Source organism: Colwellia sp. C2M11 (assembly GCF_018860915.1).
GTDB lineage: Bacteria > Pseudomonadota > Gammaproteobacteria > Enterobacterales > Alteromonadaceae > Colwellia.
In genome coordinates this window covers 38,273-57,958 of the sequence record NZ_JAHKQD010000007.1, presented here as the reverse complement: position 1 = coordinate 57,958, position 19,686 = coordinate 38,273, and the positions used below count along the sequence as shown (strand labels likewise).

The 19,686-nt window shown below is 35.5% G+C and carries 9 protein-coding genes; all 9 read left to right on the top strand.

Annotated features, from left to right (window positions below):
• Nucleotides 1-3 precede the first annotated feature (3 nt).
• The 9 genes from prc to KO509_RS01505 all read left to right on the top strand — a co-directional run bounded on the left by prc (nucleotide 4) and on the right by KO509_RS01505 (nucleotide 19,629).
• A complete protein-coding gene (prc, locus tag KO509_RS01545) occupies nucleotides 4-2,181 on the top strand; it encodes a carboxy terminal-processing peptidase (protein WP_215971528.1) in 2,178 nt (725 codons plus the stop codon).
• A 148-nt stretch (nucleotides 2,182-2,329) separates the two neighbouring features.
• Complete coding sequence (gene nhaC / locus KO509_RS01540; RefSeq protein WP_215971527.1) at nucleotides 2,330-3,811, top strand: Na+/H+ antiporter NhaC; 1,482 nt, start codon at nucleotides 2,330-2,332, stop codon at nucleotides 3,809-3,811.
• A 61-nt stretch (nucleotides 3,812-3,872) separates the two neighbouring features.
• Complete coding sequence (gene pepN / locus KO509_RS01535; RefSeq protein ID WP_215971526.1) at nucleotides 3,873-6,452, top strand: aminopeptidase N; 2,580 nt, start codon at nucleotides 3,873-3,875, stop codon at nucleotides 6,450-6,452.
• 15 nt (nucleotides 6,453-6,467) lie between these two features.
• On the top strand, nucleotides 6,468-6,734 hold the full coding sequence (locus KO509_RS01530; protein ID WP_354668409.1) for a DUF2835 domain-containing protein: 267 nt from the start codon (nucleotides 6,468-6,470) through the stop codon (nucleotides 6,732-6,734).
• 419 nt (nucleotides 6,735-7,153) lie between these two features.
• Complete coding sequence (locus KO509_RS01525; RefSeq protein ID WP_215971525.1) at nucleotides 7,154-9,229, top strand: DUF1302 domain-containing protein; 2,076 nt, start codon at nucleotides 7,154-7,156, stop codon at nucleotides 9,227-9,229.
• 14 nt (nucleotides 9,230-9,243) lie between these two features.
• Nucleotides 9,244-10,650 (top strand): DUF1329 domain-containing protein, encoded by a 1,407-nt coding sequence (locus KO509_RS01520; protein WP_215971524.1) that lies wholly within the window; start codon nucleotides 9,244-9,246, stop codon nucleotides 10,648-10,650.
• Between the two features lie 154 nt (nucleotides 10,651-10,804).
• On the top strand, nucleotides 10,805-11,821 hold the full coding sequence (locus KO509_RS01515; protein WP_215971523.1) for a YCF48-related protein: 1,017 nt from the start codon (nucleotides 10,805-10,807) through the stop codon (nucleotides 11,819-11,821).
• Between the two features lie 45 nt (nucleotides 11,822-11,866).
• Nucleotides 11,867-14,185: an MMPL family transporter gene (locus KO509_RS01510; RefSeq protein ID WP_215971522.1), complete on the top strand. Its 2,319-nt coding sequence runs from the start codon at nucleotides 11,867-11,869 to the stop codon at nucleotides 14,183-14,185.
• 581 nt (nucleotides 14,186-14,766) lie between these two features.
• Complete coding sequence (locus KO509_RS01505) at nucleotides 14,767-19,629, top strand: NAD-glutamate dehydrogenase (RefSeq protein ID WP_215971521.1); 4,863 nt, start codon at nucleotides 14,767-14,769, stop codon at nucleotides 19,627-19,629.
• Nucleotides 19,630-19,686: the final 57 nt, after the last annotated feature.

Below are 19,686 nucleotides of genomic sequence, written 5' to 3'. Positions count from 1 at the left end.
TGCATGCAAAAATTTTGTCGTATAGCACTTGCCGTATCTTTATCGGTAAGTTTTTCAATTAGTAGCTATAGTGCTTTTGCATTTGATGATACAGCTAAAGAGTTAACACTGCCGGTACTTGCGCCTGAATCTCAGCATGTAACCGCAACGAAGCGTATTACGGCAAGGTTTACGCGAGGCCATTATAAGAAAGTAAAAATTGATGAAACCCTCTCTCAAGATGTTTTCGATCGCTATATTAAACAACTAGATTATTCTAGAAATGTTTTTTTAGCCTCTGATATTGAGAAACTTCAAAAACAGAGCTTAGATTTTGATGATGTCTTTGCTCGAGGGCAATTAAGTGCGGCTTATGATATTTATAATTTAAATATGCAGCGCCGTTTAGAGCGTTACCAATATGCGCTAAACTTAATTAATCCTGAAGTAACTACTGTTAAGTCAGGCGATGAGGAAGTTCAAAAGTCACCTTTTGATTTTAGTAAAGATGATGTTTACGCTTATGATCGTGAAGACGCTGCTTGGCCTAAGTCTATTGCTGAATTAGATGAGCTGTGGCGAATCAAAGTTAAGTCTGATGTATTAAACCTGTTACTTACAGGTAAAGAGTGGCCAGATACGCAAAAAGTACTCACTAAACGTTATAAATATGCAATAAAACGCATTAAACAGAGTGAAAGTGAGGATGTTTTTCAACTCCTAATGAATAGCTTTGCTCGTGTTGTAGAGCCACATACTTCATATTTATCTCCTCGTAATGCTGAACGTTTTCAAATGGAAATGAATTTATCACTTGAAGGTATTGGTGCAGTTTTACGTGCAGAAGAAGATTATACTGTTATTCAAAGTGTCGTTAGTGGTGGCCCAGCCGATTCATCTAAAGCCTTAAAACCCAAAGATCGTATTGTTGGCGTAGCACAAGCCGATAAAGATTTTGAAGATGTTATCGGTTGGCGTTTAGATGATGTCGTTGAAAAAATTAAAGGTCCTAAAGGGACTACTGTTAGGCTACAAGTATTATCTGGTGAGTCTGATGATATATCAGAAGTAAAAGAAGTCACTATTGTTAGAGATAAAATCAAATTAGAAAACAAAGCTGCTAAATCTGAAATTTATTTTAAAGGTAGTGGCATCGAAAAAGCGAAAGTTGAAAGTGATGACATTGACAATGCTGAAGCTGACAAAGTTAAAGGCAAAGTTATTCCTCAAATTGAACATGATAAACAAGGTGAAAAGTTAGGGATAATTACTATTCCAAGCTTCTATAACAATTTATCTAGCGACGTAAAAAAAGAATTAGAGAAGTTAAAAGAGCAAGAAGTACAAGGTATTATTATTGATTTACGTGGTAATGGTGGTGGCTCTTTACCTGAAGCAACATTATTAACAGGATTATTCATTGATAAAGGGCCTGTTGTTCAAATAAGAAATGGTGCTAACCGTGTTGATGTTCATCGTGATAAAGATGGAATTAGCTATTATGATGGACCACTTACTGTAATGGTTGATAGATATAGCGCATCAGCTTCTGAAATTTTTGCTGCTGCTATACAAGATTATGGCCGTGGCGTGATTGTCGGCGAACATACTTTTGGCAAAGGTACTGTACAACAGCATCGTGGTTTAGGCCGTGTATATGACTTATATGAAAATCCATTAGGCAGTATTCAATACACTATCGCAAAATTTTATCGAATTAATGGTGGTAGCACACAGCACAGAGGCGTTTTACCTGATATTGCTTTTCCTACGGCAGTAAACCCTGAAGAGTGGGGCGAAAGTAAAGAAGAAAATGCACTACCATGGGATCAAATTGATAGAGCACAATATTCTAAATTACATGATGTGACGAAAGAGGTCACTTATTTAACCTCTTTATACAAAGAGAGAATTAAGAACAATAGTGAGTTCAACTATTTACTTGAAGATATCGAAACGTATAAAGCAGAAAAAGATGATAAAACAATTTCGTTGAATTTAGAAAAACGTAAAAATAAACGTGAAGAACGTAAGAACAACCGACTTATTAGAAATAATGAACGACTAGTTAAAATGGGTAAAGAGCCTGTTAAAGACTTGGATGATTTACCTGATGAATTGGATGAGCTAGATCCCTTTCTTGATGAAACAGCACGTATTACCTTTGACTTTGTCAATTTAGGTAAAGTAGCTAAAAACTAGAAAAGATCGAATTAAGAAAGCCGCCCTAAGGGCGGCTTTCTTGCCTTAGAAACAAGGTATTTATATTTATTTAAAGTGAATAAATAATCAAAATATAGCGCATAAATAATAAATAATAAAAACGAACATAAAAAGGTTATTTCATAATATGTCAAATCAAGTACCAACAGAAAATCAATCACCAATACAGAAGAAAGAACCCAGTATGCTGGACTCTGTTATTCCTTTAATCGCCTTGGTGATTATGCTTACTGCTTCAGTTTCATATTTTGCGGATAACTCTTCCTTTGGTCCTAATCAAATAGCGCTATTATTAGCGATGGGAATTGCGATTCTTATTGGGCTAAAAAATGGTCATCAATGGGAAGATATTGAGGCAGCGATCGTTAAAGGAATCTCAATCTCGTTAGGGGCAATTTTAATTTTATTAACTGTTGGAGCACTCATCGGGACTTGGTTGCTTTCAGGTACAGTACCCACAATGATTTATTATGGTTTACAAATTATTGATCCAAGCTGGTTCTACGCTGCTTGTTGCCTTGTTTGTGGCATTGTTGCTATGAGTATAGGTAGCTCTTGGACAACGGCAGCTACAGTCGGTGTTGCTTTTATTGGTATATCAAATGGCTTTGAAATGTCTACTGCGGTTACTGCCGGTGCTGTTATCTCAGGTGCTTATTTTGGAGATAAATTATCACCACTGTCAGAAACAACTAACTTAGCCCCTGCTGTAGCCGGTAGTGAGTTATTTGATCATATACGTTATATGTTGTGGACGACCATTCCTTCTATTGTCATTGCTCTTGTTTTGTTTTTAATTATTGGATTTAATCATTCAGCTGGAAATATCGAGAGTACGGATACAATTCAAAAATTAACTGCAACCTTAGATGAAACATACAACATATCAGTCTTCAACTTGATCCCGTTGTTTATTTTATTAGCATTAGCATTCAAAAAAATGCCTGCATTTCCTGCGGTTGCAATTGGGGCTATTATTGGTGCTATTTGGTCTGGAATTTTTCAACAAGAATTAATTTTATCGATGGCTGAAAAAGGCATCTCTAATTCTACTGCTTATATTACTATCATTTGGACTGCTTTTTTTGATGGAATAGTGGTAAACACGGGTAATACAGAAATTGATAAATTACTAAGTCGTGGTGGTATGTCGAGTATGCTCAATACTATTTGGTTAGTGATGTGTGCTTTAAGTTTTGGGGCGGTATTAGAGCGTCTTGGTATGCTTGCTAAATTTGTTAAAACAATTCTAAAAACAGCTAAGTCAGTTGGTAGTTTAATTACCAGTACAATGGCAACGTGTATTGGCACTAACTTAATTACAGCCGATCAATATATGGCGATTGTGATGCCGGGTAGAATGTTTAAAGAAGAATATCATCGTCGTGGACTTCACCCAACTGTACTCAGTAGAACACTGGAAGACTCTGGTACTATTACGTCACCATTAATACCATGGAATACCTGTGGCGCATTTATGTTTGGCGCACTTGCACTTACTTCTTATGACTACATATTTTATTGTTTTTTTAACTTAATAAACCCTGTTATCGCTGTTATTTATGCTTACACCGGATTTAAAATTAAAACACTCGAGGAAGATGTATAACTACTTTTTAACTTACCTTTTATTAAGGTAGCTTTATTTTTATCAGATATTTGGATCATTTATGTCTCAAACTGCTGCACACTTTTTAGCGGACTACCGCCCATCACCTTTCACATTACAAACGGTGAATTTAACCGTTGAACTTGACGATACAAGTACTCGTGTTATCAATGAAATGACAGTATTTCGTCAAGGTGAGCATCAAGAACCATTGGTTTTAAATGGTGAGCAACTAACCCTAATATCTATTTATATTAACGATGAGCAATTATCTACAGAACATTACCAGCTATCTGAAAATAGTTTATCTTTAAGCACATTAGAAAATGATTTTAAATTAACGATTGTTACTCGTATTAACCCTGTTGAAAATACTTCTCTAGAGGGGTTATTTAAGTCAGGTGATGCCTTCTGTACTCAGTGTGAGGCTGAAGGTTTTCGTCGTATTAGCTATTATTTAGATAGACCCGATGTAATGGCTGTTTTTACGACAAAAGTTATTGCTGATAAGTCGCTATACCCTTATTTATTATCTAATGGTAATAAAATTGAACAAGGTGATTTAGACCATAACAAACACTTTGTTACGTGGCATGATCCCTTCCCAAAACCTTGCTACTTGTTTGCACTCGTGGCAGGAGACTTTGATTTATTAACGGATAGCTTTACGACTTGCTCTGATCGTGAAGTAGCGTTAGAAATATTCGTTGATAAAGGGAATTTACATAAAGCTGAACATGCGATGGCCTCGTTAAAAAAATCCATGGAATGGGACGAACAAACCTTTGGATTAGAATATGATCTTGATATTTACATGATTGTTGCCGTTGATTTCTTCAATATGGGGGCGATGGAAAATAAAGGTTTAAATGTTTTTAATAGTAAATATGTCTTAGCTGATAAAGATTGTGCAACAGACAGCGATTATTTTAATATTGAAGCGGTAATAGCACATGAGTACTTTCATAACTGGACAGGTAACAGAGTCACTTGTCGTGATTGGTTCCAACTGAGTCTAAAAGAAGGATTAACCGTTTTTCGTGATCAACAATTTAGCGCAGATATGCATTCAAGTGCAGTAACACGCATTCAAAATGTACGAGTATTACGGTCACAACAGTTTTCTGAAGACGCTGGTCCAATGGCACATCCTATTCGTCCGGAACAAGTTTTAGAAATGAATAATTTCTACACCTTAACTGTATATGAAAAAGGTGCAGAGGTAATTCGTATGTTGCATACATTACTAGGCAAAGATAAGTTTAGATTGGGTATGGATCTTTATTTTAAACGCTTTGATGGTATGGCAGTTACCTGTGATGATTTCATTAATGCTATGAGCGATGCTGCTAATAAAGATTTATCACAATTTAAGCTTTGGTATAGTCAGTCAGGTACACCATCAATTAGAGTAAGTGAGCATTTCGATGAAGCGGGGGTTTATAGCTTAACATTAGCTCAGCAATCGCCTATTACCACTAAGCAAGTTGCCCCTCAAGCGTTACATATTCCTATTAAACTTGAACTTATTGTTAATGGTGAAACAGCCGTTCAAGAACATATGGTTGAATTAACTGAAGATGATCAAACATGGCATTTTAAAGGTTTTGAAACAAAGCCAACTATTGCGTTACTAGCTGATTTTAGTGCGCCAGTAAAAGTTAACTTTGCTCAGGATGATGATGATTTATTTACTATTATTTCAAAAGCAAAGAATAGTTTTTGTCGATGGGATGCAGGACAAAAGTTATTGATGTCGTACATAAAATCTTTAACTTTACTGCCTGAATTTGTTATTCCAACCCAGCTTTTAACATGTTTAACCGAGCTATTAAACTCAAACGATGATGCCGCTTTTATTGCTGAGCAGCTTATGCTACCTAGTTTTGATGAAGCAGCAGATATTATTGAGCAAGTAAACCCTATTAACTTAGTTAATGCTTTACAAAAACTTTCTTTATTCATTGCAAAGGGAATAGAACAACCTTTATTACAAAAACTACGAGATTGTCAGACATTGTTACAAAATAGCAATTTATCTGAAGCAGAAGTAACAGCAAATAAAGCATTAAAAAATATCTGTTTACATTACTTAGCATCTTTAGAGCAGCACGCAACGCTTGTTGAGCAACAATTCAATGAATCAGACAATATGACTGATTCACTTGCCGCATTAACTTGTAGTGCCAAATACAATCTAGATGGCTTTACCGCACAAATGCAAGCTTTTGAAGACAAGTGGCAAGATACATCCTTAGTTATGGATAAATGGTTTTCATTATCTGCCAGTCTTGTGAGTGAAGATATTTTTACTCAGTTGGGTAACTTAACTGAACACAAGTTATTTACACTGAAAAACCCTAACAGAGCCAGATCACTAATAGGCGCTTTTGCTATGAATAATCCTCGCTATTTTCATTGTGTGTCAGGCAAAGGCTATGAATTTTTAGCAGAAAATATTGCTGCTCTTAATGCTATTAACCCACAAGTAGCATCAAGACTCATAACACCGCTAATTCAATTTAATAGTTTTGCCCAACCACATAAAGAATTAATGAAGGCGCAATTATTGAAATTACAAACTCTGCCACATTTGTCTAATGATTTGAAAGAAAAATTAGATGCATCACTAACAATGTAAATCCAACCTAGGCTGATGTGGTATTTATGCATGCATCAGTCTATATTTTTAAAGAATGAAATTAGCATGAAGTATTATTTTTCATTAAATATATCTAGGGAAGAATTTTTTCCTTATTACCGTGGTGAAATTTTATCAATAGTAGTAACTAGTAATTTAGGAACTAAGGTCCAATTTCCAGCAATGCATTTACGGAATCATTTAACAAGTAGTGGAATTTCCGGTCACTTTTGTTTGGAAACTGAAAATAATAAATTTTTATCTTTAAGAAAGTTATCATAAAAAAATATTTTTTAAATCCAATAGAGTAATAGCTTTAAACAGAGGTCTGACCATTAAATGACTTGTTTAAGGGAATATTTCTTTAGAAACAACCGTTATTTCATTAACTTAGTTGTAATATATTTTACAGATGTTTTTTGTTTTCAAACAAATGTTTTAAACGTCTGATAGTTTATGTGATATAACTATCTGCAAATCATTATATTACAGCTATTTAACTATTGTTTTTGCACTTGCTACCTAATGAAAATGATGCAATTATTGGCTAACTATCAAATTGTGTATTAACCTTCACATTTGTGGTTAATAAATAAAAAAACAAATAACGATTTTAAGTTTTGGTAAATATCTACTTTTTACGTTTAACTAAAAAGATAAGATTTTAAATTATTTGATTCGCTTCAGGGGAGAAACAGAATATGAAATATAACCCTCGCAGGTTTTCTAAAAAACCAATAGCAGTTGGTATTGCTGCAGCACTTTCAATGACACTTTTAGGCACAAGTCTTAATAATGCCCAAGCTGCAAGATGGGAATTTGGAGACGTAGAAGTTAATTTTGATTCTACTTTCAGTGCTGGTAGTAGTTGGCGAACTGAAAACCGAAATTGGAATGATAATGTTGCTATAGCAAACAATCCTAATAATGGTCTTGATTTTAGTCAATATAATGCGGTGTTTAATGCCAACCCAACAAAAGAAACTATCTGGCAAGGTCAGGGTGGCTATTCTGCAAATGGTGATAACGGTAATTTAAATTACGACGCTGGTGAATCATTTTCACAAATACTTAAAGGTACACACGAATTAGATATTCATTATGACGGTATGGGTGTTTTCCTACGTGGTATGTATTATTACGACTTTGCCATGATGGATAGTGATCGAGATTGGACCAATCAAATTAGTGGTCAAGTTAATGACCCGTGTAATGATAGCGAAGCTAAAGAACAAGTTTGTGCTGATGTGCGTATACTTGATGCTTATGTTTACGGTAATTTTGATATTGCCGATATGCCGTTCTCTGTTCGTGTCGGGCAGCAAGTGATTAGTTGGGGGGAAAGTACCCTCATTGGTCATGGTATTAGTGAAATAAACCCAGTAGATATTTCACGTTTAAGAGCGCCTGGAGCAGAGTTAAAAGAAGCGTTTATTCCATTCGGTGCTGTTTGGGGCTCTTTGGGTATTACAGAAAACTTTAATATTGAAGCTTTTTATCAATACTCATGGGAAAAAACTATTTTACCCCCACCAGGCAGTTATTTCTCAACGAACGACTTTGCTGGTGATGGGGGCGATAATAATAATGTACAACTAGGCTTCTCAGGTAATCCAGATATTGATGTTAATACATTAATGGCTGGTTTAAATCAACTGGGTGATTTATTAAGAGCTGGTTCATTAGACAGCACTTCAGCTGCACAAGCTTATTTAGCTTATCCAAGTAAGGTTACATTGCGTTCTCCAGGTGAAACTGCTGAATGGCGACCTGAAAATGGAGGTCAATATGGTTTGCGTTTTTCTTGGTATTTACCTGAATTAAATGAAACAGAATTAAGCTTGTACTATGTAAACTATCATAGCCGTCGCCCATTATTCTCAGGTCAAACAGCGGACTTTGGTGCTGCCTCTATTGGTGCTGATCTTGCGCAAATAGCCACAAGTCAAATTACCACAGAAAATCTTTATGATCTGAGTACTTTTTCACAAGTAAAACTTGCTTATCCTGAAGATATTAAAATGTATGCAATGAGTTTTAATACAACATTAGGAAATACTGCGGTTGCCGGTGAAATTAGTTATCGTGAAGATGAGCCATTGCAAATTGATGATGTTGAATTACTTTTTGCTGCAATGCCACAACAGTTGTTTAATGCTGGCTTAAGAGATGATTTGAACAATATATCTCAACTTAAGGATGACACTACAGGTTTGCCTTATGCTTCAGGTGTTACAGCCAATGGTTTTATTTTAGCGGATACCGTTCAAGCACAAATGACCATCACCCACTTATTTGGTCCAATGTTAGGCGCAAGCCAATTTGTTGGGTTAGTTGAAATTGGCGGGATCAATATCAGTGACATGCCTGATGAAGATGTACTACGTTTAAATGGTCCGGGTACGTCAAGAAATGGTGGTGTAGCTGCAGCACCAGGATTAGAATTAGGTTTACAAAATGGTATAGAGACTAACCCATTCCCAACGGCTTTTGCTTGGGGTTATAAAATGGTTGGTAAGCTTGATTACGCTAACGTGTTTTCTGGGGTTAATGTAAGTCCTCGTATCGTTTTTTCACATGATGTGAAAGGTATAACGCCTGACCCATTATTTTTATTTATTGAAGATCGAAAATCTGTAGCGCTTGGTTTTACTTTTGATTACCAAAGCACCTGGAAAGCAGATATAAACTATAACAGCTTCTTCGATGGTGTTGGCACGACTAACCAAATGGAAGATCGTGACTACATATCACTTAGCATAAGTTATTCAATTTAGGAGAAGTCACAATTATGAACAATCAGAACTTTAAGACTCATACCTTAAATAAACGTACTTTAAAGAAAAGTGCAATTATACTCGCCTTAACCGTTGCATTTACTTCCGGTAGTGCGCTAGCCAAAATTTCAGCAGAAGATGCAGAGAAATTAGGAAATGAGTTAACGCCAATGGGCGCAGTTAAAGCGGCAAATAAAGATGGCTCAATTCCTGAGTGGACGGGTGGTATTACTAAAGCCCCTGAAGGATATAAAGTTGGTGATCACCACTTAGATCCATACCCAAATGATAAAATTAAATTTACGATTACTGCAAGTAATGTAGCTGAGTACAAAGATTTGTTAACTCCGGGGCAAGTGAAGTTATTTGAAACTTATCCTGAAACGTACAAAATGAACATTTATCAAACAAGACGAAGTGCTTCATTTCCTGATCATGTATATAAGGCAGTAAAAGTTAACTCAACCAGAGCTGAACTTGTAGAAGGCGGCAATGGTATTAAGAATACAGCGGTAGGTATTCCATTTCCGATCCCTGAGAATGGCTTAGAAGCTATTTGGAATCATATTGTTCGTTATCGAGGTGAAGGGTTAACACGTCAAGGTGGACAAGCAGCGCCTACGGCTTCTGGTGATTACACTTTTATTGGTTTTGATGACCAATTACTATTACCTTACAACGTAAAAGGTAGCACGCCGGCTGATCTTGAAAGTACAAATATTTTATTTAAATTTAAGCAGAAGGTTACAGAGCCAGCACGTTTAGCCGGGACAGCATTATTGGTTCATGAAACCATGGATCAAATAAAAACACCTCGTCAAGCATGGACATACAATACGGGACAACGCCGAGTAAGACGTGCACCGAATGTTGCATATGACGCACCAGGTAGTGCATCAGATGGTTTAAGACTTACTGATGACTTTGATATGTACAATGGCGCACCTAATCGCTATAACTGGACACTAAAAGGTAAGCAAGAACTGCTTATTCCTTATAATGATTACCGGTTACATAGCGACAAAGTTAAATATAATGACATTATAAAACCCGGTCATATTAATCCTGATTTAGTACGATATGAAAAACATCGTGTTTGGGTTGTTGAAGCTAATTTGAAAGAAAATACTCGTCATACCTATAAAAAACGTGTGTTTTATATAGATGAAGATAGTTGGCAAGTAGCAATTTCTGATATTTATGATAACCGAGATGAGTTATATCGTGTAGCTGTTGCTCATGGTCTTAATTACTATGAAGTACCAACACAATGGTCTACGCTAGAAGTTTATCATGATTTTCAATCTAGACGATATATTGCTATGGGCTTAGATAATGAGGCAAAAATGTATGATTTTTCTGCAGAGTTAGAGCATAAAGATTTTACCCCTGCGGCATTAAGAAGAGAAGGTAGAAGATAGCGCTGCTTTTTACTTAAAAACGGCTGGCAGGTGCCAGCCGTTTTTGTTCTAACGTTTACTTTTGTCATTTTTAATATTTTTAGTAATTTTTTCTACCGTTTCATACTTAATGTCGAGAATTTCAACGATGCCTTTTATTTCCCCGTTATTAACCATGTTTTTGCTCTTATACTCAGTAACTTATACAAGCTTTGCTGATGAGTTACCGGTAAAACAGAATAAACCAATTATCAATATTCCTGCCGCTGAAGCCCGTTTAGCGAGTAAATCACTATTACTCGATATAACGAAGGTAAATCCTAATAAATTAGTAGTTGTTGGTGAGCATGGACATATTTTACTTTCATCAGATGCTGTTAACTGGCAACAAGCTAAAGTGCCATTACAAACAACACTAACCAGTGTGTTTTTTGTGAATAACGAACTTGGTTGGGCTGTTGGTCATGATGCTACTATTTTAAATACCGTTGATGGTGGAGCTACGTGGCAAATTCAGCAATACATGCCTGAACTAGAAAAACCTTTATTTGATATTATTTTTAAAACGCCAACTGAAGGTATCGCTATTGGTGCTTATGGCCTTGTTTTTAGAACAAATGATGGTGGAGTAAGTTGGCATAATGAGTTTCATACTGAATTCCTTTTACCCGAAGATGCAGAATATTTAGCTGAAATTAAAAATGAAGATGAAGAAGCTTATTTAGATGAAGCCTCTTCTATTTTACCGCACTTTAATCGCTTGGTTCTTGATAAACAAACTCTCTATATGGTTGGAGAAATTGGATTAATGGCTAAAAGTGATAACTTTGGTGTTACTTGGGAACCGTTTGATGATATTTATCAAGGTTCATTTTTTGATATTTCTAAAACAAAACAAGGTGATTTTTTAGTTGCAGGTTTACGCGGTCATGTTTTTCAAAGTAAAGATAATGGAATAACATGGCAAGCTATTCAAACACATACTACAGCACTTATTAATGATATTGTTTTAAGTGCAGATGATCGCATTTTCCTTTTAGCAAATAATGGCACTTTATTAGAAAGTAAAGATCAAGGTCAAAGTTATCAGTTAAGAGCACAAAAAGATGGAAAATCGTTAATCGCAGGAGTGTGGTTTAACGGGAAATTAATTGCTGTTTCAGATGTCGGCGTAAAGTTAATATCTTTATAAACTTAAACCATAATAATAGTTAAAAATATTGGATTGCAAAATATTATGAAAACTTCTCTCGCAAACCGTTTAGAAATTGGTCTATTTCGTCATAAAATTTTAGTATTAATGATGTTTGTCCTCGTTAGTGGCTTTTTGTTATTTCAAGCTACGCAAATTCAGTTAGGTGCCTCATTTACTAAAAATATTCCGCTTAACCATAGTTATATGAAAACCTATTTAAAACATAGGGAGAATTTTGGTGGTGCTAATAACATCTTAATATCTGTTTGTAATAGTGACGGCGATATTTTTAACCCAGAATTTTTTGAAGCGTTGAAAGGCGTTCATGACAAGTTGTTTTTTATTCCAGGTGTTGACCGTATTCAAGTTAAATCATTATATTCACCTAGTACTCGCTTTGTTGAAGTAGTAGAAGATGGTTTTGCTGGTGGTCCAGTTATACCGGCAGACTTTCAACCAGATGAACGTGGTTTAGCGATAGTTAAAGGTAACATTGAAAAAGCAGGCATAGTAGGTAGCATTGTTGCCGATGATTACAGTTGTGCAATGGTCAAAGCGTCTCTACTTGACTTCAACCCTGACACAGGTGAAAAGCTAGATATATTAAAAATAGCTGCGCAACTTGAAGAAGACGTTCGTCAATCATTTGAAAAAGATAATATTACTGTTCATATTATTGGTTTTGCTAAAGTTGTTGGTGATGTGGCAGACGGTGCGAAAGGAGTGGTAATTTTCTTTCTTATCGCCATCGCGATTACTGCGATAATGGTCTACTTTTTCTGCCATTCAATTAGCTTAACTATTCTCCCTATTTTATGTTCCTTAGTGGCTGTTATTTGGCAATTAGGCATGTTGTCTACTTTAGGTTTTGGTTTAGATCCAATGTCTATTTTGGTGCCATTTCTAGTTTTTGCCATTGGTGTTAGTCATGGCGTTCAAATGATTAACTCTGTTGTGAGACAAGTGAGCTTAGGTCTATCAAGTCAAGCAGCTGCTCAAGCTAGCTTTAGGGCTTTATTAATCCCTGGTGGTATCGCATTGTTATCTGACACCATTGGCTTTATGACATTACTTTCTATTGATATTGGTGTTATTAGAGAACTGGCCATCACTGCTTCATTAGGTGTAGCGATGATTATTCTTACCAATTTAATATTATTACCTTTGTTGGTCTCATACTTGAAAATCACACCAAAAGATAGAGCTAACCATGCTGGAAATATTGGTGAAGAAAGCTCAATTTGGCGCTTTATGGCTACTTTCGCAACAAGGAAAACAGCGTTTGTAATCTTAGTTTTTACTGTAGTGCTTTATGCTGCTGGCTTATTAAATTCACAAAATTTAAAAATAGGTGAATTACACGCTGGTGCACCTGCTCTACATGAGTCGTCACGCTATAATCAAGATACTTTTTTAATTACCGAACGCTATGCTATCAGTGTTGATTATATGTCAGTTATCATTGAAACAACGCCTGATGCTTGTACGTATTATGAAACGATGAATACTATTGATAGGTTTCAATGGCGTATGGAAAATGTCCCTGGAGTCCAGTCTGCTGTTAGTTTGGCCTCAATTTCTAAGGTTGTTAATGCGGGTTATAATGAAGGTAATCCTAATTGGCGTGTGATCCCACGTAACCAACAAACATTAGTACAGTCTATTGCTCGTGTCCCTTCATCAAGTGGTTTGTTAAATAATGACTGTAGTGTTATGCCTGTTATCTTATTTTTACAAGATCATAAGGCAGACACAATAGAACGTGTTGTGAATGAAGTTAAGTTGGCAGCAAAAGAGCTAGGTAATGATCAATTACAGTTTAAACTAGCATCAGGTCCTATTGGAGTTATGGCTGCTACCAATGAAGCAGTAGCTGAAGCACAGTTACCTATGATGATTTATGTCTATGGTGCGGTCATTATATTATGCTTATTAAGTTTTAGAAGTATTAGAGCAACAGTTGTTGTTGTGTTACCGCTTTATATTGTATCAACCTTAGCGCAATGGTTAATGACGGTATTAGATATTGGCTTAACTGTATCAACATTACCTGTAATTGCTTTAGGTGTTGGTATTGGTGTTGATTATGGTATTTATATCTTATCAACCATGAGTAATGAGTTGAAGAATGGCGCAAATGTTCATGATGCATACCTATCAGCACTGAAGGAGCGAGGAAGTGCAGTATTAATTACCGGCATTACATTGGCTATTGGTGTTTCTACATGGTTCTTCTCAGATTTAAAATTCCAAGTTGATATGGGCATACTTTTAACCTTTATGTTTTTAGTTAATATGCTAGCAGCGGTTATTGTCTTACCTGCTTTAGCTGCGTTTTTATGGCCAAACAAGAAAAAATAATAAAGTGAAGAAATAAAAATAAAACCTTTAATTCAACTGAGTTAAAGGTTTTTTTGTTTAAACAGTTTCAAAATAGTGTTATTTAGTAAGTTGGTCACTATAATTTCATAACTGATCGTGGATATTTTTGAGAAAATAATAAAATAATATGGCTATTATCATTTTAGTCAGTAATAAAATGTATCAATCTTTGGCAATAAGTGGTTTTAGCTATAATTTGACAATTAAATTTACAATATTTAAGCAGTATTTTTTTATTAAATAATTGAATATTTAAACAGGAAACAGCCAGTTTCAGTGGTTTTTATTTATTATACTTGCATAAAGAAACACAGCTAAAGAAAACGTTTGATTTAAAAAGAAAATATTTAGAATTAAAATCAAAATAATCCTCGCATTACCGCAAATTAATCCATAAAATCTGTACTATACTCAAATAAGATTTCCTTATATTTTTAAGGAATACTTATTTTTGATAAAAAGTATCTACTTATAATGCAAGTAGCAATATAAGAAAAACAAATAAATTATTACAAGCTTTCTTTTTAACTTCTGTATAAAAATAGGAAAAGGAAAATAGCATGGCGTTAGTGAATGGTTCACCATCTGTGATACTGAAAAATGTAGCACAATTAATAAAGAAAAAAGTCCCTACAGAATCTGCAGAATTAGTCGATCAATTTGCCACCTTACTTTATAGCAATATCTCTTCATTTGATTTATCTGAACGTAACGATAGTGATATGTATGGTGCAACATTAAGTTTATGGAGTTCACTTAATGAACACACAAATAAAAAACCGGTAATACATGTTTTTAACCCTTCAGTAAGTAAAAATGGTTGGAAGTCTAGTCATACAATCATAGAAGTGATTATTAAAGATATGCCTTTCTTAGTAGACTCTATCCGAATAGCACTTAATAGGTTAGGCCTAACACCACACTTGATGCTTAACTCTCCGCTAAAAGTTGTTAGAGATAAAAAGAAAAATATTATCCAAGTTACTTCTAGTGCTGATACTAGTAATAAAGCGGCTAAACAAGAAACAGTTTTCTTTATTGAAATTGATCGTCAGCCTGATCAACAGGCACTTGATAATATAAAAAATGAATTGCTCAGCGTTGTAGAAGATATCACCTTAACGGTTGATGACTGGGAACCTATGCTGAAAAAACTAAAAGGTACTATTGCGGAAGTATCTAAAGGTAAACTGCCGGGTGGAAAACAGGCCAAGGATGATACTGTTGAGTTTCTAACTTGGGTAGCAAGTAATAATTTCACCTTAATGGGATATCGTTCCTATGAAGTAACAGCGGTAAAAGGGGATATAAAGCTTGAGGGTGACTTTGAGTCTAGCCTCGGTTTAATGAGAAACTCCCGTGTCACCAAAAATAGATTAATTTCTACCTTAAGTGAATCAGGCCGCGAAGTTGCATTAGGTAGCAATCACCTTATCTTAACAAAAACAAATTCGCGCTCTAGAGTACATAGACCCGTACAATTAGATTATATAGGCGTAAAACGTTTTGATGACAAAGGTAATGTCATTGGCGAAGATCGTTTCATTGGTTTATTCGGTTCATCTTATTACACTAATAGTGCATTAGACTTACCGCTTATTAAAACCAAAGTACAACAAGTATGTGATTTATCAGGATTTGCTCAAGGTACTCATGCTTATAAAACGTTAATTAATATTTTAGAAACCTTCCCAAGGGATGAAATATTACAAAGTAATACCGCTGAACTACTGAAGAATGTTAAAGGTATCTTGCAAATGCAAGAGCGTGATTATTGTGGTTTATTTGTTAGACGCGATGCCTTTGATCGTTTTTATTCATGTATGGTTTATGTACCACGTGAACGATATACCACAAAATTACGCATAGAAACTCAGTTGCTATTACAAGAAGCCTTCGGCAGTGACGAAGAAGTACAGTTTACTACTTATTTTTCTGAATCAGTGCAAGCAAGAACGCACTACATTGTTCAAGTGAAATCAACAAAAGCAGATGTTAACGTGAAAGAAATTGAAAAGAATTTAAATGAAGCCGCGCGGAATTGGGATGATAAATTAGCCACTGCACTTGCTGAAAATAAAGGGGAAGTCGCAGCTAAAGCATTATGTAATAAATACATAAAATTCCCGCAAGCGTATAAAGATGAAGTATTACCAGGCTCTGCCATTGTTGATATTGAAAAATTAGAAGGCGTAAACCTTTCTGATAATTTAGAAATGTTATTTTATCAACCGTTAGAAGAAAAAGCTGATAGTCGCTTTGTAAAACTGAAACTCTTCCATAAGGGTGATCCTATCCATCTTTCTGATGTATTACCTATTTTAGAAAACTTTGGTTTACGCGTTATTGGTGAGAGCCCTTATGCGATAAAAACATCTGAAGGTGAAACATTCTGGATATTAGACTTCTCTATGTTACTTAATGGCGATAGTCCATTTGATATTTATACTGTTAGTGCTTTGTTCCAAGATGCCTTCGCGAAAGTATGGCGAGGCGATTTAGAAGATGATGGCTTTAACCGTCTTATTTTAGGCGCAGGCTTAGAAGGACGAAGTGTTTCTATTTTACGTGCCTTTGCCAAGTATGAATTCCAAATTGGTGGACGTTTTAGTCAAAGCTACATTGAAGATGCGTTTGCACGTTACCCTGATATAGCACAGTTATTAATTAACTTATTTATTCATCGTTTTGATCCAAAGAATAATGCAAGTGAAAGTGCTAAAGAAAAAACGCAAGTAAAATTATTAGCAGCTATTGAGACATCGTTAGATAATGTTGCTAACTTAGATGATGATCGAATTATTAGACGTTTTTCAGAAATGATTTTGGCGACTATTCGTACAAACTATTTCCAAAAAGACAGCGTATCAGGCGAAAAACCTTATATCTCATTTAAAATAACCCCAGATAAAATCAGTGAGATGCCACAACCTGTACCTAAATTTGAGATTTTTGTTTATTCTCCTCAAGTTGAAGGTGTGCATTTACGTGGTGGTAAAGTTGCTCGTGGTGGTTTACGTTGGTCTGATAGACGTGAAGATTTCCGCACTGAAGTATTAGGTTTGGTGAAAGCACAACAAGTTAAAAACAGTGTAATTGTCCCCGTTGGTGCCAAAGGTGGTTTTGTTTGTAAACAGCTGCCAACAGGTTCGCGTCAAGAAATATTTGAAGCAGGCAAAGAATGTTACAGAACCTTCATTCGTGCTTTATTAGATATAACAGATAACATTGTTGATGGCGAAATTGTTCCTCCTGTTGATGTAGTTCGTCTTGATGAAGATGATGCTTATTTAGTTGTTGCTGCCGATAAAGGTACAGCAACCTTTTCTGATATTGCTAATGGTATTTCAGATGAATACAATTTCTGGCTTGGCGATGCGTTCGCTTCAGGTGGCAGTGTTGGCTATGATCATAAAGCAATGGGCATTACTGCACGTGGCGCTTGGGAATCTGTTAAACGTCACTTTAGAGAAATAGATATCGATTGTCAGAGCACCGACTTTACTTGTATTGCTATTGGTGACATGGCTGGTGATGTGTTTGGTAACGGCATGTTGTTGTCTAAACATATTCGTTTACAAGCGGCGTTTAACCATATGCATATCTTTATTGATCCAAACCCTGATGCAGCGAGTTCTTACCCAGAGCGTGAACGTTTATTTAATTTACCAGGCTGTAGCTGGGAAGATTATAATGAAAAATTAATTTCAGAAGGTGGCGGTATTTTCAGTCGTCATGTGAAATCAATTAAGTTAACACCACAAATTAAAAAGATGTTAGGCACACAAAAACAAAGTATGTCGCCTACAGATTTAATCCAAGCTATTTTAACAATGAAAGTTGATTTATTGTGGAATGGTGGTATCGGTACTTACGTGAAAGGCACGAAAGAAACTCATTTAGAAGTAGGTGATCGAGCAAATGACGCACTACGAATTAACGGCTGCGACTTACAAGCTAAAATTGTAGGTGAGGGTGGAAATCTTGGTTTTACCCAGCTTGGACGAGTTGAGTTTGCCTCAAATGGTGGTCGCATTAATACTGATGCAGTTGATAATGCTGGTGGTGTTGATTGTAGTGATAATGAAGTTAATATTAAAATTTTATTAAACACGCTTGTTCAGTCGGGTGATTTAACTGTTAAACAACGTAATAAGTTGCTTTATGATATGACTGATGCTGTTGGCAACTTAGTAATTGAAGATTGTTATCGTCAAACACACTCATTATCAATTACCGCTATGCGTGGTGTTAATCAATTAAAAGAGCAAGTTCGCTTTATTCATGAATTAGAGCGTACCGGTAAACTTAATCGAGCCTTAGAGTTTATTCCTGATGATGAAGAAATTGCAGACAGAGTTTCTAAAGACAAAGGGTTAACTCGTCCTGAATTATCAGTATTACTTGCGTATAGTAAAATGGTGCTAAAAGAAGACCTTATTCACCCAGATGTCACTGATAATTCATATTACGACCAGTTATTAATTAATGCATTTCCAGAGCAGTTACATAAAAAGTACCAAGAACAAATGCAGCAACATCCACTGCGTGCTGAAATTATTGCTACTAAACTGGCGAATAAAATGGGCAACGATATGGGCTTTAATTTTGTTAACCGCATGCAAGAAGAAACGGGTGCAACGGTTACTGAAATAGCGAATAGCTACACTATTTCGTGCGCCATATTTGAACTTGAAGAGTTTTGGAAAAAAATAGAAGTGTTAAATAATAAAATTTCTACTTCAATCCAAACGGAAATGTTATTCCAGTATCGACGTACAGTAAGACGAGCGACTCGTTGGTTCTTACGTCATCGTAATAAGGCATTAAGTATTGAGCAGTCAATAGCGTTGTATAAACCTACCTTTGCTATTATGTCTAAGAAATTAAATAGTTTTATTATTGAAAGTGAATTAGAGCAGTTAAAACGTGTTGAAAATGATTTAGTTGAAGCTAACGTACCTAAAGAAATTGCTATTCGAATTTCTCAATTAAGTACGATTTTTTCAGCCTTAGACATAGCCGAAATTGCTGACGAAGATGGGCGAGACGTCGAGCTTGTTGCTAGTTTATACTTTAAACTAGGTGTTCGATTAGATCTACATTGGTTCTTAGATCAAATCACACGCCAACCTGTTGGTAATCATTGGCAGGCACTAGCTAGAGCATCATTTAGAGAAGAGCTAGATTGGCAACAACGTTCATTAACGGCGGTTGTATTACGATGTGATTGTAGTGCTACAGCGAAAGATTTAGATAATATGCTCGAAGCATGGGTTAACACTAATGCTCAGCCATTAGATAGATGGAAAAATATCTTAGCTGACTTTAAAGTAGGTCAAACCCATGAATTTGCTAAGTTCTCTGTGGCTTTACGTGAATTAATGTTATTAAGCTTAAATTGTCAAAGGTTAGTTAAATAAAATTAAATCTAGATCTAACGAAAGTTAAGATCAAAAAGTTAAATTATTAGCGTTAAA